This is a genomic window from Corallococcus sp. AB018 (assembly GCF_003986945.1).
Taxonomy (GTDB): domain Bacteria; phylum Myxococcota; class Myxococcia; order Myxococcales; family Myxococcaceae; genus Corallococcus; species Corallococcus exiguus.
Genome location: NZ_RAWR01000063.1, coordinates 14,104 through 37,875 on the forward strand (window position 1 = coordinate 14,104; position 23,772 = coordinate 37,875).

General features: G+C 68.5%; 21 protein-coding genes. 8 read left to right on the plus strand and 13 right to left on the minus strand.

Features of this window, described 5'->3' with window-relative positions; translation table 11 throughout:
- Nucleotides 1–529: 529 nt before the first annotated feature.
- Together D7Y11_RS15500 and D7Y11_RS15505 are read right to left on the minus strand one after the other, a co-directional pair.
- Nucleotides 530–1,690: an IS30 family transposase gene (locus D7Y11_RS15500; protein ID WP_233605331.1), complete on the minus strand. Its 1,161-nt coding sequence runs from the start codon at nt 1,688–1,690 to the stop codon at nt 530–532.
- A gap of 210 nt (nt 1,691–1,900) precedes the next feature.
- Nucleotides 1,901–2,329 (minus strand): tellurite resistance TerB family protein, encoded by a 429-nt coding sequence (locus D7Y11_RS15505; RefSeq protein WP_120580628.1) that lies wholly within the window; start codon nt 2,327–2,329, stop codon nt 1,901–1,903.
- A 239-nt stretch (nt 2,330–2,568) separates the two neighbouring features.
- On the opposite strand from D7Y11_RS15505, the gene D7Y11_RS44285 reads away from it, so the two are divergent.
- Nucleotides 2,569–4,320, plus strand: coding sequence for an MSCRAMM family adhesin SdrC (locus tag D7Y11_RS44285; protein ID WP_233607296.1), 1,752 nt, complete (start codon nt 2,569–2,571; stop codon nt 4,318–4,320).
- A gap of 60 nt (nt 4,321–4,380) precedes the next feature.
- Here the strand turns inward: D7Y11_RS44285 and D7Y11_RS15515 are convergent, their stop codons facing one another.
- Nucleotides 4,381–6,471: an aldolase/citrate lyase family protein gene (locus tag D7Y11_RS15515; protein WP_126934087.1), complete on the minus strand. Its 2,091-nt coding sequence runs from the start codon at nt 6,469–6,471 to the stop codon at nt 4,381–4,383.
- A 222-nt stretch (nt 6,472–6,693) separates the two neighbouring features.
- Here D7Y11_RS15515 and D7Y11_RS15520 point away from each other — a divergent pair, with 222 nt between their 5' ends.
- The gene (locus tag D7Y11_RS15520) at nt 6,694–7,332 is read left to right on the plus strand and encodes a response regulator transcription factor (RefSeq protein ID WP_233597405.1); all 639 of its coding nucleotides are present in this window, start codon (nt 6,694–6,696) and stop codon (nt 7,330–7,332) included.
- A 45-nt stretch (nt 7,333–7,377) separates the two neighbouring features.
- Nucleotides 7,378–7,797 carry a VOC family protein gene (locus tag D7Y11_RS15525; RefSeq protein WP_126934088.1) on the plus strand — a complete coding sequence of 140 codons (420 nt, stop codon included), beginning with the start codon at nt 7,378–7,380 and terminating at the stop codon, nt 7,795–7,797.
- A 63-nt stretch (nt 7,798–7,860) separates the two neighbouring features.
- Here the strand turns inward: D7Y11_RS15525 and D7Y11_RS15530 are convergent, their stop codons facing one another.
- Nucleotides 7,861–9,336, minus strand: coding sequence for an adenosine deaminase (locus tag D7Y11_RS15530; RefSeq protein WP_233597406.1), 1,476 nt, complete (start codon nt 9,334–9,336; stop codon nt 7,861–7,863).
- Between the two features lie 411 nt (nt 9,337–9,747).
- Between D7Y11_RS15530 and D7Y11_RS15535 the strand changes: the two genes are divergently transcribed.
- Both D7Y11_RS15535 and D7Y11_RS15540 read left to right on the plus strand, forming a co-directional pair.
- A complete protein-coding gene (locus tag D7Y11_RS15535; RefSeq protein ID WP_120580478.1) occupies nt 9,748–11,331 on the plus strand; it encodes an amidohydrolase family protein in 1,584 nt (527 codons plus the stop codon).
- Nucleotides 11,332–11,682: 351 nt separating this feature from the next.
- The gene (locus D7Y11_RS15540; protein ID WP_233605054.1) at nt 11,683–12,303 is read left to right on the plus strand and encodes a hypothetical protein; all 621 of its coding nucleotides are present in this window, start codon (nt 11,683–11,685) and stop codon (nt 12,301–12,303) included.
- 72 nt (nt 12,304–12,375) lie between these two features.
- Here D7Y11_RS15540 and D7Y11_RS15545 read toward each other — a convergent pair whose 3' ends face one another.
- Nucleotides 12,376–12,711, minus strand: coding sequence for a hypothetical protein (locus D7Y11_RS15545; RefSeq protein WP_120580479.1), 336 nt, complete (start codon nt 12,709–12,711; stop codon nt 12,376–12,378).
- 189 nt (nt 12,712–12,900) lie between these two features.
- On the minus strand, nt 12,901–13,446 hold the full coding sequence (locus tag D7Y11_RS15550; protein ID WP_120580480.1) for an ester cyclase: 546 nt from the start codon (nt 13,444–13,446) through the stop codon (nt 12,901–12,903).
- A gap of 143 nt (nt 13,447–13,589) precedes the next feature.
- Here D7Y11_RS15550 and D7Y11_RS15555 point away from each other — a divergent pair, with 143 nt between their 5' ends.
- Nucleotides 13,590–14,396 (plus strand): hypothetical protein, encoded by an 807-nt coding sequence (locus tag D7Y11_RS15555; protein ID WP_120580481.1) that lies wholly within the window; start codon nt 13,590–13,592, stop codon nt 14,394–14,396.
- A 96-nt stretch (nt 14,397–14,492) separates the two neighbouring features.
- Here the strand turns inward: D7Y11_RS15555 and D7Y11_RS15560 are convergent, their stop codons facing one another.
- The 3 genes from D7Y11_RS15560 to D7Y11_RS15570 form a co-directional block, all read right to left on the minus strand.
- Nucleotides 14,493–15,425: a PD40 domain-containing protein gene (locus tag D7Y11_RS15560; protein WP_126934089.1), complete on the minus strand. Its 933-nt coding sequence runs from the start codon at nt 15,423–15,425 to the stop codon at nt 14,493–14,495.
- A 103-nt stretch (nt 15,426–15,528) separates the two neighbouring features.
- The gene (locus D7Y11_RS15565) at nt 15,529–16,314 is read right to left on the minus strand and encodes a LytTR family DNA-binding domain-containing protein (protein WP_126934090.1); all 786 of its coding nucleotides are present in this window, start codon (nt 16,312–16,314) and stop codon (nt 15,529–15,531) included.
- Nucleotides 16,311–17,363 carry a sensor histidine kinase gene (locus D7Y11_RS15570; protein ID WP_121753891.1) on the minus strand — a complete coding sequence of 351 codons (1,053 nt, stop codon included), beginning with the start codon at nt 17,361–17,363 and terminating at the stop codon, nt 16,311–16,313. The genes D7Y11_RS15565 and D7Y11_RS15570 overlap by 4 nt, the downstream gene beginning before the upstream one ends.
- Before the next feature lie 38 nt (nt 17,364–17,401).
- Here D7Y11_RS15570 and D7Y11_RS15575 point away from each other — a divergent pair, with 38 nt between their 5' ends.
- Complete coding sequence (locus D7Y11_RS15575) at nt 17,402–18,466, plus strand: hypothetical protein (RefSeq protein WP_121753892.1); 1,065 nt, start codon at nt 17,402–17,404, stop codon at nt 18,464–18,466.
- A gap of 18 nt (nt 18,467–18,484) precedes the next feature.
- Here the strand turns inward: D7Y11_RS15575 and D7Y11_RS15580 are convergent, their stop codons facing one another.
- From D7Y11_RS15580 to D7Y11_RS15590, 3 genes are read right to left on the minus strand one after another with little or no spacing between them, the layout of a single operon-like run.
- On the minus strand, nt 18,485–19,144 hold the full coding sequence (locus D7Y11_RS15580) for a hypothetical protein (RefSeq protein WP_158641953.1): 660 nt from the start codon (nt 19,142–19,144) through the stop codon (nt 18,485–18,487).
- Between the two features lie 43 nt (nt 19,145–19,187).
- The gene (locus D7Y11_RS15585) at nt 19,188–20,618 is read right to left on the minus strand and encodes an aldehyde dehydrogenase family protein (RefSeq protein WP_126934092.1); all 1,431 of its coding nucleotides are present in this window, start codon (nt 20,616–20,618) and stop codon (nt 19,188–19,190) included.
- 33 nt (nt 20,619–20,651) lie between these two features.
- Entirely contained in the window at nt 20,652–22,283 is a 1,632-nt protein-coding gene (locus D7Y11_RS15590; RefSeq protein ID WP_121753894.1) for an acetolactate synthase large subunit, read from the minus strand.
- Nucleotides 22,284–22,385: 102 nt separating this feature from the next.
- Between D7Y11_RS15590 and D7Y11_RS15595 the strand changes: the two genes are divergently transcribed.
- Nucleotides 22,386–23,270: a LysR substrate-binding domain-containing protein gene (locus D7Y11_RS15595; RefSeq protein ID WP_120581157.1), complete on the plus strand. Its 885-nt coding sequence runs from the start codon at nt 22,386–22,388 to the stop codon at nt 23,268–23,270.
- Between the two features lie 9 nt (nt 23,271–23,279).
- Here D7Y11_RS15595 and D7Y11_RS43305 read toward each other — a convergent pair whose 3' ends face one another.
- Nucleotides 23,280–23,690 (minus strand): MAPEG family protein, encoded by a 411-nt coding sequence (locus tag D7Y11_RS43305; RefSeq protein ID WP_158620746.1) that lies wholly within the window; start codon nt 23,688–23,690, stop codon nt 23,280–23,282.
- Nucleotides 23,691–23,772: the final 82 nt, after the last annotated feature.

Genomic DNA, 23,772 nt, shown 5'->3' on the forward strand with positions numbered 1-23,772 from the left:
GTAAGCCCAAGGTGCTCCAGATTCGCTCGCACTCTTCCCGCCTCGTTCAAGTACGCCAACGCTCGCCGCACTCGCATTGACGCTGCCTCGACGGATGAATGACGCATGTTGATCGGTTCCAATCGCGGGGCATACGCGGCGCCACTTCTCGCCAGCATCCGCATCAGACGCTTCATGAACGCAGCCCCCGCGACGTGCCCCTTTCTTTTCAACTACGGCGCCGCACTGGACGACGGCTCTCTCTACGTTGCCGGCGTCGCCCGTGAGTTGGAGGATCGGGACGTGCCGTCTACCTCGGCTATGACGGCGTGCTGAAGGTTCGCAACGACGTCGCGGGCTCGAGCGAGGAGCGGCTCACTTTGGACAACGACGGCCCGAGTGTGCTGCGCACGGTCTCCGGCCTCCGGGTCGTGGGCGAGCGATTCTTTGTCGCGGGCATGCGCCGGAGGGGCTTTGGCCGCACCCTCGGCAGCTGCATCGAGACGTGGCGGGGGCGGTGTTCGAGATGTCCACGGGAGCCCCGGCGCTCTCAATCGGTCGTCGCAACAGCTGACGCGAATACTTCGGCAGGCGTTCGCCATGCAAGTGTTTGACGCGGGCGCCCGTTGAGTTCATGCGCGATGGCGTCGAGTTGCTTGCCAGAGAGGGCGCTCAGGTCCACGCCCTTTGGGAAGTATTGGCGAAGGAGACCGTTGGTGTTTTCGTTGCTGCCGCGCTGCCAGGGGCTGTGCGGGTCGCAGAAGTAGACTTGGACCTGCGTGTCGATGGTGAAGCGTGCGTGCTCGGCCATCTCCTTGCCCTGGTCCCACGTCAGCGAGCGGCGCAGGTGTTCGGGCAGCCGCTGAATCTGCGCTGTCAGCGCCTCGCGGACGCGCTCTGCCGTCCGGCCGTGCGGCAGCTCGAGCAACATCACATAGCGGCTGTGGCGCTCCACGAGGGTGCCGACAGCGGACTTGCCTGCCTTGCCGATGACGAGGTCGCCCTCCCAGTGGCCCGCGACGGCGCGGTCCTCAGCTTCCGGTGGCCTCTGGCTGAGCATCACCATGTCGCGCAGCTGGCCGCCCATGTCGTTGCGCTTGCTGGGCCGGCGCTGGGTCCGGCCTGTACGCAGGCAGGCGGCGAGCTCTTTGCGGAGCGCGCCTCGTGCCTGCACGAAGAGCGAGCGGTAAATGGTTTCGTGAGACACGCGCATGTGGGGCTGCTCGGGGAAGTCCGAGCGCAGTCTGGCGGCAATCTGCTGGGGGCTCCAGCGCCGGGCCAGGCACTGCTCCACCTCGTCCCTCAGCGGGCTGCTTTCGGCGAGTTTGCGGTGCTTGGGACGACGCGCCCTGCGCTCAGCGCCTTCCTCGGCACGCCACGCCCGGTACTTCCTCCTGCCACCCGTCGCGGCCACGTCGCGCGACACGGTGGACGCGGAGCGTCCCAAACGACGCGCGATGGCGCGCATCGACTCGCCCGCCTGTACGCCGCGCGAGACTTCCTCGCGCTCCTGCAGCGATAGGCGCAAGGGCGAGCGCGGGCGCGCGCGCGGCGCGACTCCGCCCGTCTTCACCAGGAGCCGCTGAATGGATTTCTTCGAGCAGCCGATGGCCAGCGCCGCTTGCTCAAAGTTCTCGCCAGCGATGACACGCCGACGAATCTCCAGCCTGTCCTCACCTGTCAGCCTTGCTGCTTTCCCTCTGCCTCGCACCCAGTGCCTCCCGTCAAGCAGGGTGCCATGGTGAGCACCCACGTGGTGCGTTCACCGCTTGAGACCGCCCCCCCATCGCTGGAGCCGTTGAGCGTCCCGGGCACGTCGCGGACCTCGTGGATGGCCGCGACCTCCGAGCGCCTCTGTTTTTTCGGCAGCCACAGCGCGCGGGGGTCGGCGGCGACAGGAACTGGGAATGCGGGCGGCTCGTCAGAGCAGCTTCGACATGATGTCGCGCTCGCGCTGATCGAGCTTGATGGAGTCGAGCGTCCAGTTGACGAGCTCGTCGGCGACCGAGGCGTCGTAACCGAAGGTGGTGGCGGCCTCCTTCACCGACGCGCGCTCCTCGGCCGCGAGCTCTCCGTCGGCACAGGCCACCTCGACGAGCATGCGCAGCAGGGAGGCGCGCAGTTCGCGGATTTCAATCTTGCTGACGATGTCGGTGAGCCGGCCGGGCTTCTGGAACTCCGCCTCGATGATGGCGGCGACCTGCGGGTCGCGGGGCGACAGGCCAATGTTCAGCACCACCTCGTCGAGCTGCTGGCGCTCCTCCTCGGTGATGCGGCCGTCGCTCGCCGCCACGTTGGCCATGGCCTGGACGAACGCCAGCAACTGCTCCTGGGGGTACTCGCTCGACATGTCATCTCCTGGGTAGGCGGCATTCGGCTGGCGGAGGGCTCACCGCCGGCCACGGAGCCGGACTGCTCGTTCACGCAGGATAGTGGCGGCCCACGAGGAGCGAAAACGGTTTCAGCCGGACGCCGGTCCCCGCACGAGGAACACGGGTTGGGGACAATTCAGGCTTGTCGCCACGAGGCGGTGACGCAGAAGGCCAAGCCCCCTCGCTTCTCGTCACTGAACCCGTGACAATCCGCGGCATGACCCTGCGACTCTCGATTCTCCCCCTGTTGATATTCTCCCTCGCGGTCGTACCTACCCTTTCAGCTTGTGGCTCCGATGACGGCGATACACCGCCGGATGCGGGCACCAGGCCCGATGCAGGCACCCCGCCCGACTCAGGCACCGAGCTGGATGCTGGCGCCGAGTTCGACGCGGGCACTGAAGTCGACGCGGGCACTGAAGTCGACGCGGGCACTGAAGTCGACGCGGGCACTGAAGTCGACGCGGGCACCGAGTCCGACGCGGGCACCGAAGTGGACGCGGGCACCGAGGCCGACGCGGGCACCGAGGCCGACGCGGGCACTGAACCGGACGCGGGCACCGAGATGGATGCGGGCACCACTCCCGACGCGGGCACCGAGGTGGATGCGGGCACCCCCCCCGACGCGGGCACCGAGGTGGATGCGGGCACCGAGGCCGATGCGGGTACTACTCCCGACGCGGGCACCGAGCCCGATGCGGGCACTGAACCGGACGCGGGCACCACCCCTGACGCGGGCACCACCCCTGACGCGGGCACCACCCCTGACGCGGGCACCACTCCCGACGCGGGCACCACTCCCGACGCGGGCACCACTCCCGACGCGGGCACCACTCCCGACGCGGGCACCGACCCCTTCACCACCTGCGAGGGCACGTGCAAGGACACCGCCGTCACGGTTCAGATCGACGGGAACCAGCGTGTCCTGCCGCGCGCCTTCTTCGGCTACGAAGAGCCGACGAACGCCGGGGACCCGTGGACGCTGTGGATCGAGATCAACAACGGATCGACGAATGAGTGCCCGTCCGAGACTTCGCCGACCCCTCCGCAGCTCGTCAACGTCTACTCGGTGACTGTGCCGGTGGACACGACTCCGGAGACGGGTTCCTCGGGGGTGGGGGGACCGACCGCGACCCTGGTCGACTTCGATGGCGCGCTCCTCGACTGGCCTCCTTTCGTTCACAGCACGAACCTCACCTTCACGCCCGTGGCGGCCTCGCTCTGCCCCAGCTGCGTCAAGGCCGGGACGCCTCCCACGTCGCACTTCGTGGCCTTCAATGTGGACGGCACCTACGAGAACGGCGCCATCTCCGGCCACGGGTACGCCACCTACTGTCCCTCGATCGACCGCCTCCTGAACAACGGACCCGACGCAGGCACCGAACCGGACGCAGGCACTGAGCCAGACGCGGGCACCACTCCCGACGCGGGCACCACTCCTGATGCAGGCACCGACCCCTTCGGCACCTGCGAGGGCACGTGCCAGGACACCACCGTCACGGCCCAGATGGACGCGAACCAGGTGGCCCTGAACCACGCCTACTTCGGCTACGTGGAGCCGACGACCGCCGCGGATCCGTGGAGGCTGGTGCTCGAACTCAGCAACGGCGAGACGGATGAGTGCCCGTCGCCGACAGGGCCACTCCCGCCGCAGATCGCCACTCTCGAATGGGTGAAGGCACCGGTGGACACAACCCCGCAGACGGGCTCCACGGCGGGTGGACCGGCATCGTACTTGTTCGACTTCGATGGCGCGCTCATGCAGGAGTATGCCACTAGCGACACGAGCCTCACCTTCACGCCCGTGGCGGCCTCGCTCTGCCCCAGCTGCATCAAGGCCGGGACGCCTCCTCCCGCGAAGCACTTCGTGGCTTTCGACGTGAACGCCACCTACGAGAACGGCGCCGCCGTCTCCGGCCACGGGTACGCGACCTACTGCCCCTCGATGGACACCCTCCAGAACAACTGAGCGCGGTCCTGACACACGTTCCCCCGGCCCTCCGATTCGGGAAGGCCGGGGGAGCCCCGGTCAGCCCTTGAGTCGCAAGAGGCGCCGCGTGGCCACACACACCACACGGCCCTCCAGCGCCTGGAGCCCGTGCTCCCGGCAGAACGCGTCGTAGGCGGAGGGCCGCTCCCCCACGATGTGGAACAGCGCCCGGGGCAGGACCGTGTCCGCCAACTCCTCGGACGGCGTGAGGTCCGTCACCCCGAGCGTCCGGACCACCAGCTCCTCCAGGTGCGCCTGGCCCTCCACCGGCCTGCGCGACAGGACATACGAGAGCGCCCCCACCGTCTGGGTCGGCGCCACGGGACGCAGGTTGTCCGCCGCGAGCAATTCCTCCCAGAGGACCTCATGCAGGTCCCTCGCGGCCGCCGCGAGCGTCATGGACACCACCAGCCCTCCGCTCACCACCACGCCCCGGCCATGCCCCAGGTCGAAGCGGTGATGGTCCAGGTGGATGGGGTGCGTCACCAACAGCTGCGTCGACATCGCCAGGTTCGCCGTCACGCCCAGCGGCCTCGCGAAGCCGTGCAGCAGCAGCTCGCCCTCCTCGAATGACGTCGCGGGGGCGGCGCGCTGCGGTACGTCCTCCAGCCGCCGCGTGAGCGCATCCCGGAAGGCCGTGGCCATCCCCAGCTCCTCCGACCCCTGCATCGCCGCGGAAGGAGACGGACCAAAGGACTCCGGCTGGCGCCGATACAGCTCCAGCTTGTCCAACGTGAAGACGGGGACGTCGTCCCCCACGCGCAGCATGCGGCGGTGGGTCGTCACCACGGCGCGCTTGCCGTCTCCGGTGTTGCGCACCGAGCGCACCTGGATCTCCTGCCGGAAGGTGTCCCCCACCCGCAGCGGCGCCAGCTGCCGCGCGTCGCGGAAGCCCAGGTGATAGATGGCGCCGTGCGTGCTCGACATGCTGCACGCCAGGTAGAGGCCCATCATGAACGGCAGGGGCGGAGCGTCCGGACCGGACAGCCCCAGCCGGGCCGCGAAGGGCGCGCTCGTCACCACCCGGTCGTGTGAATAGAAGCACTGGGCCCACAGGTCGCGCATCCCCGCCGTCACCGTCATCTCGTACGGGTTGGGCAGCACGTCGTCCGGGCTGGGCGGGCGGTGGAGCGCGTGCGACACGCGGCGTCCCCGCACCCGAGGCTCCGCCTCCATGGCCAGCACGGCCGGAGGACAGAGCGCGAGCATCCGGTGCGCTGCCTTCAGGTGCGGAGGCCCCACGAGCACCCCGTCAACGACAGCCATCCCCTCCGTCTCCGCCGCGCCACCCGCACCGGACGCCGTGAGCCCCGGCACCTTGCGCGTCAGCGTCGCCAGCGCCCCCTGCCCTTGCGCCTGCGTCACCTTCCGGGCCCACGCCAGCTCCGACGCCGTGGGCGTCATGCAACGGTTCACGGTGTCGAGCTGATCCGGATGCAGGCAGCACTTGCCCGTGAAGCCGTGGACGTGGCCTTGCGCCGAGTGCTGCTCCAGGCCGATCCGGTCTGCGACGTTAGTGTACGGCGTATCGAACGGCTCGATGCCCGCCGCGCGCGCCGCCATCACCACCATGCTCCGGGGATGCGCGAGCGTGAGCTCCGCGTGCGGCAGCGCGCCCGTCAGCCGGAAGAGGTCGCCGTGCCCGAGCATCAATCCCAACAGGCGCCCCCCACCCGCCACGGCCAGCCGCCCCACCTCCAGCAGGGCCGCCGGGGTCTCGATGAGCGGCAGGAAGCGCGTGTGTCCCCGGGGCAGCCCCCGGGCCTCCTCCAGCACGCGGATGCGCTCGTGCAGCGCATCCAGGTCCTCCGGACACGTCGTCATGGTGGGCATCAGCGCCGTCAGCCCCGGCAGCCCGATGCAGGCCTCCAGGTCCGCGTCGAGCAACTCGGGACGCGCCGCCTCGTTGATGCGCACCACCACCGGACGCCCGGCGAAGGTGCCTGCCTTCAACGCCTCCACCAGCCCTGCTCGCGCTGCGGCCTTCGCGGCCAGGGGCACGGCGTCCTGCAAGTCCACGATGAAGCAATCCGCCGGCAACCGCGCGGCGTTCGCGAAGGCAAACTGGGGAATGAACAGCAGGCTGCGCCAGGTGGCCGGGGGCCGCGGCGCCTGAGACATGTCTTCCATGAGGGTGCGCTCCAGGAGGCCCGACCCGGGTCAATTCACTGGAATTGAGAAACACAACCAGGCGGCCGTGACGCACTCCTATCCCTTCGCGAAGGCGCCGCCATTGAGCACTTTGTTGCATTGACAGAGGCGGAAGGCGTGGCCTGCGTCATCGCGGTGGCCATGCATGGGAATGCTCTCTTTCCTTCTGCCCTGGCTCACGGCCCCTGGAACCGGTGGGCCGTGATTTCGGAACGGCCCACCATCTTCGTCGTGGACGATGATCCGCCCGTGCTGCGCAGCATGGAGCGCGTGCTCCACACGGAAGGCTACGCGGTGCGGAGCTTCGTGCATCCCCGGTTGATGCTGGAGTGCGAGCCCTGGCAGGGACCGGGCTGCGTGCTCATGGACCTGCGCCTTCCGGAGCTCGACGGGTTGGAGCTCCAGGAGCATCTGCGGAAGGCGGGATGGCGACACCCCGTCGTCCTCGTCAGCGGCTATGGGGACGTGCCCGTCGCCGTCCAGGCGATGAAGGCAGGGGCGGTGGACTTCCTGCCCAAGCCCGTCAGCACGGAAGCACTGCTGACCGCGGTGTCCCAGGCGCTCGCGCGAGACCAGACCTTGAGGGCCGCCCACGCCGAGCACGAGCGGCTCCGCCTGCGCTTCTCCACGCTGACTCCCCGGGAGTGGGACGTATGCCGGGGTGTGGCGAGGGGACTGCTCAACAAGCAGATCGCCGCGGAGCTGGGCACGGCCGAACAGACGGTGCGGTTCCAACGGTGCCGCGCCATGGCCAAGCTGGCCGTGGGCTCCGTGGCGGAGCTGGTCCGGCTGCTGGACCGGTTGGAGCCGCCGTCCGGCGCTGTTCAGGGGACGCAGTAGCGAGCGTCACGTCCGGCTCCAGCGGTGCGTGCTATCCCTGCAGCCATGAGCGACGAGAATCCGAGCATCCTGTCCCACGTCTCCATTGGCACGAACGACTTCGCGCGCGCCGTGGCCTTCTACGACGCGGTCCTCACTCCGCTGGGCTGCCGGCGGGTGTTGGACTTCCCGAACGCGGTGGCCTACGGCCGCCAGTTCCCGGAGTTCTGGGTCCAGACGCCCATCGACGGGAAGCCCGCGACCGTGGGCAATGGCACGCACTTCTGCTTCCTCGCCCCGTCGAAGCAGGCGGTGGACGCCTTCCATCAAGCGGCCCTCAAGGCGGGAGCCACCGATGACGGCGCCCCCGGCCCGCGTCCCCTGTATGGCCCGCCCTACTACGGCTGCTTCGTGCGGGATCCGGATGGCCACAAGGTCGAAGCGAACTTCTGGGACACGTCGCTCGGCGGCCACGAAGGCACCTGAGACGCCGCGCCCGGAATTCCAAGGCCTTCGCGCCTCCTGACGTGGAGGCGCGAAGGCGGGGACTCACGGGGCGATGACGCGCTCGAAGGTGGCCAACTGCATCTCCAGCTTCCACTGCAACATCGCGCGCGTGTTGGCGGCCAGGAAGCTGTTGCAACCGGCGGACACGGCGGTCTGCTCAGGCTTGTCGGAAGCGCAGGCATCCACCGTCTTGGAGAAGTCATCCCGGGCGGCCCAGAGGCTGTCGCCCTCCGCGAAGGCGTGCTCCAGGCTGGCGCGCGCCATCTGCTTGAGCGTCTTGTACTCGAGCTTCTGGTCCGTGGCGGCGGCGACGTACTCCTGGGTGATGTCCCCGCGCAAGATCCCCGAGTCGTCGGTCGACAGCGCGACCGGCACGTTGTTCTTCAGATAGGCGGCGAGCGGGTGCGCCTCTCCCGACATGCCCAGCAGGACGCGGTTGGAGGTCAGGCAGATCTCCACCATCACGCCCGCGTCATGCATGTCGCGCAGCAGGTCCGCGGCGCCATCGCCAGACGTCTCGGCGAGCACGTCCGCGCCGTGGCCGATTCGCTCCGCATGGGCCTTCTCCACGGCCTCGCGGATGTGGAAGGTCATGTGCTGCTGGTCCTGCGCCGTGAGCACCGCGGGGATGAGCTCCCCGGCGTGCAGCGAGACATGAACCAGCTTGCGGCCGACCTCCTGGTCGTTGAAGTCGTCGAGCGTGCCCAGGGCGAACATCTCATCCTGGTAGAAGGCCAGGGAGTTGGCGTTCTCCTCCGGGGACACCAGGTTCACGCCGACGATCTCCGGCACCTTCTGGGCAAGCTCATAGGCATACACCCACTGTCCGAAGACATTCGTCCGGTCCGCTGTGCGGTTGGCGGAGACGATGAGACGCACCTCCACGCCGCAGCCAGGGTCCGGCTGGGCCGTGGCACACCCCAAGAGGGTGCGAGTGCCCGTCAGGGTGTTCGCGATGCTGGTGGCTTGCGCCGTCAGGGCGTTCTGGAAATCCGGCAGCGCGATGAGCTGCTGCCGCCTGGCCAGCAGGGTCGCCTTGTCCCAGGTGTCCGTGGACGTGAACAGCGGCGTCGCGAGGCTGCCACCCCGGCCCGCGCCAAAGCCTTGCATCAGCTCCACGTAGACCTGATGGTGCCTGCCCGCGCGCGAGAGGATGTCCGCGTAGCTGTCGTCATTGCGCGAGTCGTTCTGCACCGCGCCGTACTTGCCGAAGGCGTCGAAGAAGTGCTGGTGCGCCGTCAGCAGGGGCCCCGGGTGGTCCTCCATGGACCAGGCGCTCAGCACCGCATCCCGCAGGGCGAGGTCGCTCTCCGTCTGGGACAGGGGCACCGAACCGGCCGCGCACGGGTTGCTGGCCACGAAGGTCGTCGTGTTCACGCAGGCGCCGTCCTCCGCGCCCCACGCAATCAGCTTCTCCGTGGTGATGGCGCCGGAGGTGTGGCTGTGCAGGTCGCCGCCCTTGGGCATCTCGAACAGGAAGGTCCCGAGCGCCGTGGCGTCGCTTCGCAGCGACTCCATGTGCTCGTTGACCCGCTCCTCTCGCGACTTCTCAACAGGCGGGACGGGATCTTCTTCACTGCAAGCGCTCAGACCGAGCGCGGCAACGATGGCGAATGATGAGAACTTGAGCATGGGGGTAATGGCAATCCTTGTGGAGGTGCGGGGCGCTCCGTACAGGGTGCCAAGGAGAACGTGAAGTGATTTTCACGTCTATCTCATTTTACTCGAATGCATATGAGAATGGATTCAAGAGGGACCCAGGTCGGACGCCGCTCGCTCCGCGCGGAGGCAGAAGCGGGCGCGGGGCGGCGCCCTCGGCCCCGCCCTCGCCCCACCCTCCCGGCTCCGTCGTCCCTATCTTCAAGCTGCTGGGGCCGCCGGTAGCTCCTCCCCGGAGTCCGGGAGGCCCACCGCCATGGGAGGCGAGCCATGAACGCCGGAGCACCCGAGCCCACCGAAGCAGTCCCCCACTACGTCCTGGAAGGCCGGGTGGTGACGCTCAACTCCCGGGACGAGGTGATTGAACGGGGGCGCGTCCTCGTCCGTGGCAGCCGCATCGTCGCGGTCGAGCCGTCGGGCGGCCCCCTCCCCGAGTCCTTCCGGAGCGCCCCCAGGATCGACACCGGCGGGACGCTCTATCCAGGGCTCATCGACCTGCACAACCACTTCGTCTACGACGTGCTGACGCTGTGGCGGGTGCCGAAGCGCTACCTCAATCGCACCCAGTGGCCGCGCCACGCGGAATACGCCACGCGCATCTCCCTGCCCATCCGAGTGCTCGCTGGCCACTCCCCTTCTGCCCGCGCGGTCGTCCGCTACATCGAAGCCAAGGCGCTGCTGGCGGGCACGACCACCGGTCAGGGCATCCGGACCCGCGTGTCCGGCGGAGAGGCCCTCTTCCGGGGCGCCATGCGCAACGTCGAGGAACCTCGCGACGACCACCTGCCCGCGGGCAGCACCCGCGTGATGGACCTGCATGACGACGCCGAGGACATCGAATCCTTCCGCGACGCCCTGAAGTCCCGCGCCGCGTACTTCTACCACCTGGGCGAAGGCGTGGATGACTACGCCCACCGCCGCTACGCCGACCTGGCCGACCATGACCTCGTCCAGCCTTCACTGATTGGCATCCACAGTCTGGGATTGCAGCGCCCGGACCTGGACAGGATGGCCGCCATGGGCGCCAAGGTCGTGTGGTCCCCCTTCAGCAACCTGCTGCTGTATGGACAGACATTGCACATCGCGGACCTGCTCGGCGCGGGCGTGACGTTCTCCCTGGGCTGTGATTGGTCCCCCACCGGCAGCAAGAACCTCCTCCAGGAGTTGAAGGTCGCCCGACACGAAGCAGCGCGACAGGGCGTGTCCCTGTCCTCGAAGACATTGGTGCGCTCGGTGACGGCGGACGCCGCCCGGGTCACGGGCTGGCAGACCCAGTTGGGCACGCTCCGCGCCAACGCACTCGCGGACCTGTTGGTCATCGCGGGCACCGACGGCGACCCCTATGACGCGTTGATCTCCGCCACGGAGAAAGAGGTGCGCCTCGTCATCGTGGATGGCGTTGCCCGCTACGGAGACCGCGCGCTGATGGAACCGCTCGCCTTCGACCCGGGCCATCCCTCCGAGCCCTGGACCGTCGACGGCGTCGAGAAGGCCTTCTCCCTGTGGGCGGACGACTCCCCCCTCAACGACGTGGGCTTCGAAGCGGCGCGCTCCCTCCTCGATGAGGCCATGGCGGACCTTCCGGACTTCCGGCGGCGGATGGACCACGAGGAGCGCGAACAGCTGCGCCCCGGCGCCCCCAGGCCCTTCGAGCTCGTGCTCGACAATGAGCCGCAGGACGTCTTCGCCTCCGGCCCCGAAGCCTCCGGGTTCATCACCGACCTGGACCGGGTGGCCGGGCGCATCACGCTCGACGCTCCCACCGTGGGCGGGCCGGACTACTGGGAGCTCCTGTCCGCGCAGCTCAATCTGGATGACACGCTGAAACAACAGCTGAGGTCGGACTACGCGTGAAAGACGTCCGGGGTGGAGTCGGCGCTCACCCCGGCCGAGGAAATAAATGCCCCTGACGGCGTAATCCCAGTGCAACGGCGGCACTGGACAGACCGGAAGGGACATCTCGAATGAATCACAACGTGAGGAAGACTGCGTGGGCGGCACTGGTCGCGAGCGCCCTGCTCCTGGGCGGCGGGGCTTGCGGAGGCGACGACGGCGCTCCTGACGAAGTCCGACGGGCTGGACGAGGACTTCGCGCTGATCCGCTACAACGCGGACGGCTCGCTCGACACGACCTTCAAGTCCGCGGGCAGCCCGTCCGGCAGCTGGATTGGCGGCGCGTACACGAATGCCGAATCCGTGCAGGGCATGGTGCTCCAGGGCTCCAGCGTCGTCCTGGGCGGGGGTGACCACTTCGCGGCGGTGCGCATCACCTCCAGCGGCAGCCAGGACATGACGTTCGGGACCGGCGGCCTCGCGAGGAGCGAGGACGGACAGGCCCACGCCATGGTGGCGCGGCCCAATGGAGGCCTGCTGCTCGCGGGCGAACGGCAGGACGTGAAGGTCGGCGGGGAAGCGCACGGCGTGCTCAAGCTCGTGGCGTACACGGCGGACGGCAAGCCGGACGTCACCTTCGGCCCCGCGGGCGTGCGGGAGCTCACCGCGCCCGTGGGCGTGCTCGACGTGGTGGACGTCAGCGGCCTGCGCATCCAGGCGGATGGGAAGATCCTCGTCTTCGCGGATGTGTACGCGAAGCCCGTGCTCTTCCGCCTGCTGGCCAATGGTGACCTGGACACGTCCTTCGGCACGGACGGCATGGTGCGCTGGCCGGAGACGCAGCTGGCGGTGCCGCTGTTCATCCGCTCCACCACCGGGCCGAAGCTGGCCATCCTGGGCGACAAGGCCTTCGTCACGGACGCGAACATCTACTCGTCCGGGTTCTTCCCCAGCGAGAGCGCGTACGCGCTGCTCAAGAGCACGGGGCTGTAGGCGCCCAGACAAGAAGCCCGGCCTCCCTCGTGGGCGCCGGGCTTCCTGGACCGCTGCAAGCCTTTGAAAGGCCTAGCAGGTCTTGTTGTAGAGCGCGATGCAGTTATTGCGCAGCTGCGCGGCGGTGCACTTGCCGTTGTCCTTACAGACGCCGATGTCCGTGCCCGGCCACTTACAGTACAGGAGCGTGACCCAGCAGTTCGGGCCCATCGCCGAGACCTCGGACGGCGACTCCATCGACGCCAGCGCCTCATCCGACGACGTCATCGGGTTGTGGTCGAGGATGATGCTCTGACCGGACTCGGTGGAGATCATCTCCGCGTTGTCGGACGGGTAGTCCTCCACGCCCGTACCACATCCCACCAGCGGAACCGCGGCCAGCATGAGCCCCAGGAGCAGCTTCTTCATGGTTGGTCTTTCTCTCGGTCAGTCGGGGATGCCCCGAGTGGATGGCCCCATCCACAGACTCGAACACTACATCCATGAACAAACCGAACAAACTGGATTTCTTCCATTTCCCTGGGAGGACTGCGGATTCTGAACAGAAGGTTCCCACCTTGACATCCTGGGGTCTCTTGAACCGGCCCACCGCCCGCGTCAGTCGTTGAAGACGGGCGGAGTCGTCTGGGTGAGGATGGGCACCGGCTTGTCGCCAGACATCGCCAGCAGGCCCTTGAGGCAGCGCGCGGCGAGCAGCCAGTTCTTCGGGTTCTTCATGTCCAGCCCGCCGACGAGCTGCTTGAGGATGCTGAGCGTGTCGAAGTAGACGCGCTCGCAAACCAGCGTCTCCGTTTCATCGAAGATGAAGTACGCCGACATGCGCACCCGGAACGTGTTGCCCGTGGCGGGAATCTGCCCCAGCGGCCCCAGGTGGGTGCCCATGAGCCAGAACTCCACGATGACCGCGTCATCACTGTGCCGAAACGAGATGATCTCGTGGTGCTGGTCCGGGAAGGCCACGCGGGTGTCGCGGTAGTAGTCGCGCACCGCGCTGTTCCCGTCGTGCACCGTCAGGGTGGGGATGAGCTCGTAATGCGGATGCGGGAAGGTGGACAGGACAGCGTCCCAGTCCTGCTTCACCTCATCGTGGAAATGGGCCAACACCAGCTTCTGTCGTGCCTTGCGGACCTGCTCCGTGAGCATGCCTGTCTCTTTCGTGGGGGGAGCTGCTGCGGGGGGGAGAATGCCCGCCCCGCCACGACACGGGAAGTCATGAAGCCACCGGGCACGGCACGTGCAATCGCTTTCCAGCGCAGGCCCCCAACCCCTCTCGACGGAGCAACGCCATGGACATGCGCTGGAAGAACCGCGGCTCACTCATTCGTAACGCACTCGGACTCGGCTTGGGCGTCGGGCTGCTGTTCGCCGCGACGCCGGGCATCGCCGGGGACACGACGGGCAAGGGCTGCGCGTGGTTCGACGGAGTGGAGAGCTGCCCGATTGACGCCTCGAAGCTGTCCGCCACGAACGAGGGGCTGCTCGTGGAGAGCACGGACGGCAAGCAGGCGGGAGTGAGCCTCCACCTGGAGGGCGCCACCGGCTGGGATGCCTGGCTGAACCCGCTGGAGCCGGATGGGAGCAGCCGGATGCTGCTGACCTACATCGGTGCGCAGCCGGACGGCACGTCGGAGCTGCTGGAGCGGGTGGTGGTGGCCCGCTCGAAGGCGGAGGGCCAGGGCGCCATCTACGTGGACCCGTCCGTCCACGGGGCCTCCACCTACACCGTGCGGGGCTACGTCGACGGGAAGCTGGCCTTCGAGCGCTTCGGCGTGGCCCCCGTCCCGGAGAGCTTCGGTGGGCCGGCGGGCCCGGGGGATGACGCGAAGTTCTCCCGGCTGGTGGCCTTCCCCGGGAAGTGGGGCAGCGGCCACGGCGTCGTCGCCGGCCCCAACGGTGAGGGCTGCACGCCCGGCCTGGATTTCCCGTTCCCCAAGCCCGTCCGCTTCCCCGACCACACGTTCTCGGTCGCGGTGGACCTCGTCACCTTCCGGCCCGAAGGCGTCCAATCCAACTCACACGCGCTCCGGGAAGTGTCCCTCCAGGGAGTGGGGCTGCAAAGCTTCACCCTCCAGAAGGTGGCACGCACCCCCTGATGTCTGAGATGCGATAGCAGTCAGGACCTTCGCGTGTAGCCGGATTCGCTACGAATCCGGCTCCATGCGTGGCAATTCCGGTCACAGCCTTCGCTGTCAGCGCCAGAGGCAGCGCGTGTCCAGGTGGTAGAAGTCCGACGGCACGAACGGGTCCCACGTCTGCCGCACGAAGTAGAGCTGGCTCAAGTCGCGGCTCAGCATGGGGTGGAACTCGTCCTTCTCCGTGTTCACCGACGGACCCAGGTTGGCGGCGGGCGTCCAGGTGCCCGCGACGTTGAAGCTCACGTACAGGTCTCCCAGTCCGTAGCCTCCGGGGCGGTTGAGCGAGGCGAAGACGAGCACCCGCCCATCCGGGGACACCCACGGGTTGTACTCCCACGAGTCAGGGCTGTTCACCGCGGGGCCCAGGTTCTCCGGCGCGGTGTAGTGATTGCCCTGGCGCCGGACGCGGTACATCTCGAAGTCCGTATCGAACGTGCCGCTCGCGAAGTAGACGGTCCCGTCGCGCGTCACGCTGGGGTACAGCTCCTCCCTCGGCGAGTTCACGAGCGGCCCCAGGTGCTCGGGCGCTCCCCAGCCGTTGCGGACGCGGTGCACGACCCAGAGGTCTGTGTCCGTGCGCTCGGCGCCTCCGTTCGCGGGGCGGGTGGAGGAGTAGAAGAGGGACTGCCCATCCGGAGAGAGGAACGGATCCGAGTCCTTGTACGTGCCCGAGAACGACACCACTTCACCGGGCCCCCAGTGGCCGTTCTTCAGCTGGGTCACGTAGATGGCCTGGTACGGCGGCGTGTCCGAGTCGACGTGGTAGTACGCCGTCTTCCCGTCCGCGGACAGCGCGAGCCGGTACTCCGAGCGCTCCTCCAGGGAAATCTCTCCGGGCGCGAAGAGGCTGCCTCCCGGCTCGCACCGGGGCCGCGACCCGAACGCGAACTCCGACTCCAGCTCCTGGGCCCCTGCGGCACCGGACACCGCCACCGCGGAGACGGCGAGGAGGACGTTCATCGACCACTGCCTGGCGAAACGACGCATGTGCATCTCCTTTGTTGAAGGCACCGTCGCCCGGCGGCGGCGAAGCGGTCCAAGGAGATGTGACGAACCGTGGAGGGTCAGGGACGAACGGTGGAACGCAGCCTCACGTCTGCAACTCGAGCGCGCGTTGCACCTGCGCGCGGTAGCTGCGGCCCGAGGTCAGCCGGGTGCCATCCCGCAGGACGAACACGTACTCACCGGGAGGGAGTGGCTCCACCTCCGCGATGCGATCCAACCGCACGATGAATGAGCGGTGCGCACGCAGGAATTGCCTGGGGTCGAGCTTCTCCTCCAGCGCCGCCATCGTCTCGCGCGTGAGGTGCGACTGCTTGCCCACGTGCACGGCGACGTAGTTCCCCTCCGCCGTGAGGTAGTCGATGTCCTCCACCGGGAGGAAGCGCATGCGCCAGCCCACCCGGGCCACGAGCCGCGTCACGTAGCGCTCGGGCGTGGCGGAGGGCCGGGCGGCGAGCGACTCCAGCCGCTCGAGCAGCGCCGCGTCCAGGGAGGATGGCACGGTCCGCCGCCGTTCGCGCGCACGCTCCAGGCTGGAGCGGAAGCGCTCCCGGTCGAAGGGCTTGAGCAGGTAGTCGAGCGCGTTGGCCTCGAACGCCTGCACCGCGAAGTCCCGGTGGGCCGTGACGAAGATGACCGCGGGCGCGGGGCCAGGGGCGAGCGCCCGGAGGACGCCGAAGCCGTCCGGCCCGGGCATCTCCACGTCCAGCAGCACCAGGTCCGGACGCTCGGCGCCGATGGCCGCGATGGCCTCGTGGCCGTTGCGGCACTCCCCCACGAGTTGCATGTCGGGGGCCTCCGCCAGCAGGTCCTTCAGGCGCTGACGGGCGAGCGGCTCGTCGTCGACGATGAGCACGCGCATGGCGGCGCTCATGGAGAGGGCTCCGTGCGGAAGGGAATGGCGAGCGCCACCGTGGTGCCGCCGCCCACCGCATCCCGGAGCTCCAGCCGGTGCGCACCGCCATACAGCTGCACCAGGCGCTCGCGGGTGATGCGCAGGCCCCGGCCGCCGCGCACGCCCTGGGAGATGTCCGCCGGGCGCTCCTTGAGGCCGACGCCGTCATCACGGACCTCCAGGTGGAGCTCGGGCCCCTGGCGCCGAGCGACCAGCGTCACCGTCCCCGGCTCCGAGCCCGGCGCGATTCCGTGCTGGATGGCGTTCTCCACGAGCGGTTGGAGCACGAGGTGTGGGACATGGGCGCCGAGCGCGTCCTGCGCGATGTCGTGCTTCACCGTGAGCCGGTCCGCGAAGCGCACCCCCTGGATGTCCAGGTACGGCTGCAGGGCTCGCAGCTCCTCCTGGAGCGACACCTCCTCCGTGCCCGCGGCGTCGAGCGTGCCGCGGAGCAGGTCGCTCAGCCGCGCGATCATCCGCTCGCTCCCGTTCGGGTCGCGATGCACGAGCGCGGAGATGGAGTTCAGCGTGTTGAAGAGGAAGTGGGGGTGGAGCTGCGACTTGAGCGCGTGCAGCTGCGCGCGGGCCAGCTGGGTGTCCCGCAGACGCAGCTGGTCCGCGTAGTAGACGGCGTGCGCCACGCCGAGCACGGTCAGATAGACGAACGGGTTGGAGAGCAGCGCGTGCTCGAGCACGTCCACGAAGGGCGGACGCTGCGCGTACCAGCCGACCCAGGGGTCCAGGGAGAAGATCATCGCCGCGCGGATGAACGACACGGCGAGCGCTCCGGCCACGTGGAGCGCGACCCGCGACGTCACCTGCCGCCGCTCCAGTGGGAAGCGCAGCCCGAACTCGAGGATGGCCATGGAGAGGGGCACCCAGAGGACGTGGGCCACCATCGACGTGAGCAGCGCATGTCCCCATTCCATCCCACCCACGGAGTGGGACTCGCTCGCGGCCGCCAGGCCGGCCAGCGACCAATAGGCGGTTGCGACTGCCCACCCCTGCCAGGTTCCGCGACGTGCCATGACGCCGCACTCTACGCCCGGCTTATGCTCGGAACGCCATGTCGATCCTCTACGCGGTGCCCCCCATCGGCAATTCGACCAACGCCCAGAAGGGCCCGACGTGCTGGTACTACGCGGCCAAGATGGTGGCCCGCTGCCATGAGCCATGGCCTCCCGCCGGACAGAAGTGGATCTCCCTCATCCGGAAGATCAGCACCTTCATCGCCGACAACGGCCAGAACCTGAACAACCTGGGCGACCAGGAGCTGCTGCAGGCGCACCAGGGCTTCATGGGCTCGACGAAGAACAAGGACAAGGTGCAGCTCAACTCCGCGTTGAGCCGGACGGGGTTCAAGGCCCTGGACCCTGTCTACAAGTGGGACCACCTGCCGGACTCCATGGTCAACCCCACCAATATGCAGCGGGTGCCCATGCCGACCTTCATCCGGCCGCAGGACATGCCGTTGCCGTCCGGCCTCAAGAGTTCCCTCAGTCAGCTTGAAGGAAGGCGGTTCGATGGGCTGGACGAGGTCATCCAGCTGCTGACCGGGCAGCACGGAGAACGGGACGTCCGCTTCTATCGCAGCCAGATTGAAAGCAGCTTCGTCGCCACCAAGAAGCACGACGAACAGGAGGTCCAGGCGTCCCTGCAACAATTCACGGAATGGAGGAAGCAGGGTTTCGCCCGCGGCTATCTGCTGACGATGCTGGGCTTCAAGGGCCTCGACAAGCTGACGACGATGGACATCCTGGGAAGCACCAGCAAGCTCGACGTCTTCATGAAGGCCCACGGCCCGCTCTGGTGTGGCTCCCCGCTCAGCATGGGGGCGATCGACAGCAACACGGCGCACAACTATACGAAGTCAGTCGGCTTCGCCGCGTACAAGTGCCCGCTGGTCGCGACGTCGGGGGCGTCCACGCATGCCATCGCCATCTGCGGGGTCAGCGTCAACAAGGACTGCATCTACTACCGCGACCCCAACTTCAGCGGGCACGTCTTCTTCACGGACTTCAACGCGTTCACGTCTGCCTTTGGTTCGGTCCTCAGGGATCCGAACGTCGGCCTGATGTATTACGTGAAGAACGCCAGCGGAGGGACCACCTGTCAGCAGCTGTCGAATTGAGGCCCCTCCGCGAGCAACTCACTTCGCCTTCGTCTTGAGCGGGACGACCTGGAACTTCGACTGGACGTACTCGAAGGTGCCCAGCTCCTTGCCATAAGCGGAGTCGGGCTCATCCACGTAGGACGTGATGCGGATGACCCGGCCCTTCCGGGGCAGGTGGTAGGCCAGGATGGAGCCTCCCCAATCCTTGAGGTCCTTCCGGGTCAGCCCGGGTTTGCCCTTGGGCGCGATGAGCCCCGCGTTGTCGTAGAGCTGGATGGCCTTATCGAGGGGCACCTCCAGGGCGTTCTTTTCGAGCGTCCAGCCCGACTTGTCACAGCGGTAGACCGCGGTGTTGATGACGGAGTCCCCGGTGCCCACGAGCACCAGGTGGTAGCCCTCCGGATTCTTGAAGAGGGCCGCCTCAAAGGCCGTGAAGGAATCGTTCCCCACGGCCATGTAGCCGTTGGGGACGTCTCGGGACGTCCAGGTCTGGCCCACGGCCTCCTCCGCGAAGTACATCGCGGAGTTGTCCACCGAATCGTCCTTCGACGCGGACGCCACGGCCGTCTTGAGGTGTGCCTCCAGACGCTGGAGCGAGGTCTCGATGTTGGTGGTGGCACAGCCAGCGCTCGCCGCCGGCTTCGCGGGAGGTGCAGAAGCCAACGACAGGAGGACGACAGCCTGCAAGAGCATCACGGTGGATTCCTTTCACGGGGCCATGCCCGGAGCAGGTGGGACTTTACTGGCGGAGCACCAGCAGCCGCACTTCTGTCATGTCTTCCATGGCGTACTTCACGCCCTCGCGGCCCAGGCCTGAGCCCTTCACGCCGCCGTAGGGCATGGTGTCGACCCGGAAGCTGGGCACGTCACCGACGACGACCCCGCCCACCTCCAGATCGTCCCAGGCCCGCATCGCCCGTGACAGATCCTGCGTGAAGAGGCCCGCCTGGAGGCCGTAACGGCTGTCATTCACCCGGCGCAGGGCCTCGTCGAAGTCGCGGAACGGCTGGAGCAGCACCACCGGACCGAAGGCCTCCTCCGCGCACAGCGCCGCGTCTTCCGGCACATCCTCCAGCACGGTGGCATCAAGCAGCGCGCCGCGCCGCCCTCCTCCCGTCAACACCCGAGCCCCTCGCTCCACGGCCTGATGGATCCATCCCTCCAGCCGCCGCGCCGCGTGCTCGTCAATCAGCGGCCCCAGCGTGGTGGATTCATCCCGGGGATTGCCCGCGCGCAGGGCTTTCGCCCTCGCGACGAGCTTCTCCCGCAGGGCGTCGTACAGCGACTCGTGTGCGAGCACTCGCTGCACCGAGATGCAGCTCTGCCCCGCCTGGAAGAAGGCCCCCTGGGCGATGCGGTCCGCGACGAAGTCCAGGCGCCCGGCCTGGTCCGCGTCCACCACGCAGGCCGCGTTGCCACCCAGCTCCAGCACCACCTTCTTGCGGCCGGCTCGGGCCTTCAAATCCCAGCCCACCTTCTCCGAGCCGGTGAACGACAAGAGCTTCAGCCGGTCGTCCTTGATGAAGGGCCCCACGTCCTCCAGGCGAGTGGGCAACACGGAGAAGGCGCCTTCGGGCAGCGCTGTCTCCGCGAGCACCTCCGCCATGAGCAGCGCGCTCACCGGCGTGCGGTCCGACGGCTTGAGGACGAAAGGGCAGCCCGCGGCGATGGCGGGCGCCACCTTGTGCGCCACCAGGTTGAGCGGGAAGTTGAACGGCGTGATGAAGGAGCACGGCCCCACCGGCACGCGCTGCGTGAAGCCCCGGTAGCCCGCCGCGCGCTGAGACACCTCCAGGTTGAGGACCTCTCCGCCGCCGCGCACCGCCTCCTCCGCCGCCGCCTTGAAGGTCTCGATGAGCCGGGTGACCTCCGCCCGCGCGTCGCGCAGCGGCTTGCCCGCCTCGATGCAGAGCGCGAGCGCGAACTCCTCCGCCCGCTCCTGGAAGCGGCGCACGCAGTGCTCCAGCACCTGCTGCCGGGCATACGGCGCCAGCTTGCGCATGGGCCCCGTCGCGCGCACCGCCGCGGCGATGGCCTCCTCCACGGCGGCCGCGTCCGCCACGGCCACTCGCGTGACGACCTCCCCTGTGTACTTGTCGGTGACGGGCAGCTCCGCGTTGGGCTGCCTCGGGCGGTTGGCCACGTAGTACGGGTAGCGCTCAGCCAGCATGACGTTCCTCTCCTTCGCGTGTGTGCCCATGGCTCACGACTCCACCCGGGGACCGGCACCGAGCGCCCGCGCGGTGTCCGTGTAATCAATGGGCAGGTCGATGACGTGCACGCCGCCCGACTCCAGGCAGCGCGTGAGTGTGGCGCCGAACTCGGTGGCGCTCGCCGGGCGGTGGCCTCGTGCTCCGTAGGCCTCCGCGTAGCGGACGAAGTCGGGATTGCCCAACGTCATCCCGAAGTCGTGCAGGCCCATCTCCTCCTGCTTCCAGCGGATCATCCCGTAGGCGTCGTCGCGGACGACAATCACGGTCAGGTCCAGCTTCAGGCGCACCGCCGTCTCCAGCTCCTGCGAGTTCATCATGAACCCGCCGTCACCGCAGACGGCCACCACCTTGCGCCGGGGGTGCACGAGCTTCGCGGCGATGGCGGACGGCAGGCCCGCGCCCATCGTCGCGAGCGCGTTGTCGAGCAGCAGCGTGTTGGGCCGACGGCAGCGGTAGTAGCGGGCGAACCACAGCTTGTACATGCCGTTGTCCAGGCACACGACGCCGTCATCCGGCATGGCGCTGCGCACCTCCGCGACCAGCCGCGCGGGGTAGATGGGGAAGCGGTCATCCGCGGCGCCACTGACGAACTGCGCGTCGAGCCCCGCGCGCGACTTCTCGAACGGCGTGAAGTCCCAGTGCGAGCGCGGCCCCACTCCCTCCGCGATGCGCCACACGGCGTTCGCCAGGTCTCCCGTCACCTGCACCTGCGGGAAGTACACGGGGTCCACCTCCGCCGAGGAGAAGTTCAGGTGGATGACCGTGCGGCGGCCATCGCGCATGACGAACGGGGGCTTCTCGATGACGTCATGGCCCACGTTGAGGATGCAGTCCGAGGCCTCGATGGCGCGGTGGACGAAGTCGCCGTCGGACAGCGCGGCCGTGCCCATCCACAGTGGATGTGTTTCATCCACCACGCCCTTGCCCATCTGCGTGCTGAAGAAGGGCAGCCCCACGCGGTCCACGAAGGCGCGGAGCATCTCCGACGTCAGCTTGCGGTTGGCCCCCGCGCCAATCATCAACAGCGGGCGGCGGGCCGACGCGAGCGTCTCCACCGCCTGGGCAATGGACGCCTCGTCCGCCACGGGCCTGCGCGCGACACCGGGCGACAGGGGCACGGCGTCGGTGGGCTCGCGCGCCACGTCCTCGGGCAGTTCCAGGTGGGTGGCGCCGGGGCGCTCCTCTTCCGCGCGGCGGAAGGCCTCACGGACCGCCGAGGGCACGTGCTCCGCGGAGACGAGCGTGCGAGTCGACTTGGTGAGCGGCCGCATCATCCCGACGACGTCGACAATCTGGAAGTGCCCCTGCTTGCTCACCTTGATGGGCTTCTGGCCGGTGAGCATCACCATGGGCATGGCGCCAAGCTGCGCGTACGCCGCCGCGGTGACGAGGTTGGTGGCCCCCGGCCCCAGCGTCGCCAGACACACGCCCGCGCGTCCGGTGAGCCGTCCCTGCGTGGCGGCCATGAACCCGGCCGCCTGCTCGTGCCGTGTGACGACCAGGCGCATGCCGGCGGTGCGCATGGACTCCAGCAGGTCCAGGTTCTCCTCGCCGGGGAGTCCGTAGACACAGCGCACGCCCTCCGCTTCGAGCGCCTTCACGAACAGATCCGATGCCTTCATGGGGTGCCTCTCCTTCGGTGACGAGGAAGATGTACCCGGGGGCCTCGATTCGTACATTCGTCTGTTTTCATCGAGTCGATAGATGCCGTCTATGATGGCTCCATGGAGCTCCGACACCTCCGCTACTTCTCCGCCGTCGCGGACGCGTTGCACTTCGGGCGCGCCGCGCGGCGGTTGCACGTCTCCCAGCCCACGCTGTCGCACCAGATCCACCAGTTGGAGGAGGAGGTCGGAACACCGCTCTTCGAGAGGGCTCGCACCGGGGTGCGGCTCACGCAGGCCGGGGAGTTGTTCCGCACGTATGCGTCCCGTGCGCTGGAGGACGTGAACGCGGGCCTGTCCGCGGTGGGCGCGTTGCGAGGACTCGCCACGGGAGCGCTGCGCGTGGGCTATCCCCCGAGCATGCGCGGCCTCGTGGTGCCGGCGCTGACGGCGGTGCTGCGCAGACATCCCGGGCTGGCGCTGAGCGCGCAGGAGGCCGTGGTCCGGAAACTGGAGCGGCAGCTGGCGGACGGAAAGCTGGACGTGGGCCTGGGCTATGCGCCCGCGCGCCTGGCGGACCTGGACGCGGAGCCCGTCTTCGACAGCCGGCTCGCGCTCGTCGTCACGCGGGGGCATGCGCTGGCGGGCGCGGAGTCCGTGGGGGTGAAGCTGCTCGCGGAGGAGCCGTTCGCGCTGCTGTCACGCGGCCTGCGGGTGCGCGCCCGCGTGGACGCGCACTTCGCGGCGATGCGGTTCGCACCTCGCATCGCGCTCGAATCGAACGCGGTGGCCACCGTGCTGGCCATCGTCCGTGCGGGCCTCGCCGTCACGGTGCTTCCGGAGCCACGACTCGCGGATGCGGAGCGGCTGGTGGTGAAGCGGCTGTCCCCCGCGCCCCGCTCGGAGCTGGCGGCGCTCCTCTGGCGTAAGGGTGCCCCGCGCACACCCGCGGCGGAGCTGTTCGCGGCCGAGGTCCGGACACGGGCGAAGGAAGACGTGGGTTAGGCGAAGGCTTCAGCCCCAGGGCCGCAGCCAGAGCACCCATCCCGCCAGGCCCAACTGCACGACCAGGGTCAGCGTCGCGCCGACCGCCTGGATGGGATTCGTGCGGAGCAGTCCGACCGCATGCGCCAGCCGCGCCACGAGCAGCGCACCGCCGAAGACATGGAGCGCCGTCGAGTTCCCACCGCTCAGCTCCGCCAACAGCAGCAGGATGAGCGCCAGGGGAACCTGCTCGACGTTGTTGCCATGCGCGCGGATGGCGGACCCGAGGCCGGCATGGCCTCCGTCGCCCCGGAACACCTTGAGCTTCGTGCGGACCATGCTGACGTTGATGGAGAGCGCCAGCGTGAGGAAGGCGTTGAGCGCGGCGTAGAGCGAAGTCACCGGGACCAGGGAGAGCGTGCCGAGCAGGGGATTCGTCAAGGAGAGAGCCTCCAACCACGAGAAGGCTGGGACGCTAGCCGTTTCATGACGCCCGTGGGATGCGACGACTCCGGCGTTGACG

What these genes read in the sequence shown, in the direction of transcription:
- D7Y11_RS15545 (WP_120580479.1), bottom strand. Translation starts at nt 12,711, where the DNA reads ATGAAGAAGCTGCTCCTGGGGCTCATGCTGGCCGCGGTTCCGCTGGTG.
- D7Y11_RS15585 (WP_126934092.1), bottom strand. Translation starts at nt 20,618, where the DNA reads ATGCTGGCTGAGCGCTACCCGTACTACGTGGCCAACCGCCCGAGGCAG.
- D7Y11_RS15515 (WP_126934087.1), bottom strand. Translation starts at nt 6,471, where the DNA reads ATGGAAGACATGTCTCAGGCGCCGCGGCCCCCGGCCACCTGGCGCAGC.
- D7Y11_RS15555 (WP_120580481.1), top strand. Translation starts at nt 13,590, where the DNA reads ATGGACATGCGCTGGAAGAACCGCGGCTCACTCATTCGTAACGCACTC.
- D7Y11_RS15570 (WP_121753891.1), bottom strand. Translation starts at nt 17,363, where the DNA reads ATGGCACGTCGCGGAACCTGGCAGGGGTGGGCAGTCGCAACCGCCTAT.
- D7Y11_RS15525 (WP_126934088.1), top strand. Translation starts at nt 7,378, where the DNA reads ATGAGCGACGAGAATCCGAGCATCCTGTCCCACGTCTCCATTGGCACG.
- D7Y11_RS15560 (WP_126934089.1), bottom strand. Translation starts at nt 15,425, where the DNA reads ATGCGTCGTTTCGCCAGGCAGTGGTCGATGAACGTCCTCCTCGCCGTC.
- D7Y11_RS15595 (WP_120581157.1), top strand. Translation starts at nt 22,386, where the DNA reads ATGGAGCTCCGACACCTCCGCTACTTCTCCGCCGTCGCGGACGCGTTG.
- D7Y11_RS44285 (WP_233607296.1), top strand. Translation starts at nt 2,569, where the DNA reads ATGACCCTGCGACTCTCGATTCTCCCCCTGTTGATATTCTCCCTCGCG.
- D7Y11_RS15540 (WP_233605054.1), top strand. Translation starts at nt 11,683, where the DNA reads ATGGTGCTCCAGGGCTCCAGCGTCGTCCTGGGCGGGGGTGACCACTTC.
- D7Y11_RS15505 (WP_120580628.1), bottom strand. Translation starts at nt 2,329, where the DNA reads ATGTCGAGCGAGTACCCCCAGGAGCAGTTGCTGGCGTTCGTCCAGGCC.
- D7Y11_RS15530 (WP_233597406.1), bottom strand. Translation starts at nt 9,336, where the DNA reads ATGGAGTCGCTGCGAAGCGACGCCACGGCGCTCGGGACCTTCCTGTTC.
- D7Y11_RS15565 (WP_126934090.1), bottom strand. Translation starts at nt 16,314, where the DNA reads ATGAGCGCCGCCATGCGCGTGCTCATCGTCGACGACGAGCCGCTCGCC.
- D7Y11_RS15575 (WP_121753892.1), top strand. Translation starts at nt 17,402, where the DNA reads ATGTCGATCCTCTACGCGGTGCCCCCCATCGGCAATTCGACCAACGCC.
- D7Y11_RS15550 (WP_120580480.1), bottom strand. Translation starts at nt 13,446, where the DNA reads ATGCTCACGGAGCAGGTCCGCAAGGCACGACAGAAGCTGGTGTTGGCC.
- D7Y11_RS15535 (WP_120580478.1), top strand. Translation starts at nt 9,748, where the DNA reads ATGAACGCCGGAGCACCCGAGCCCACCGAAGCAGTCCCCCACTACGTC.
- D7Y11_RS15590 (WP_121753894.1), bottom strand. Translation starts at nt 22,283, where the DNA reads ATGAAGGCATCGGATCTGTTCGTGAAGGCGCTCGAAGCGGAGGGCGTG.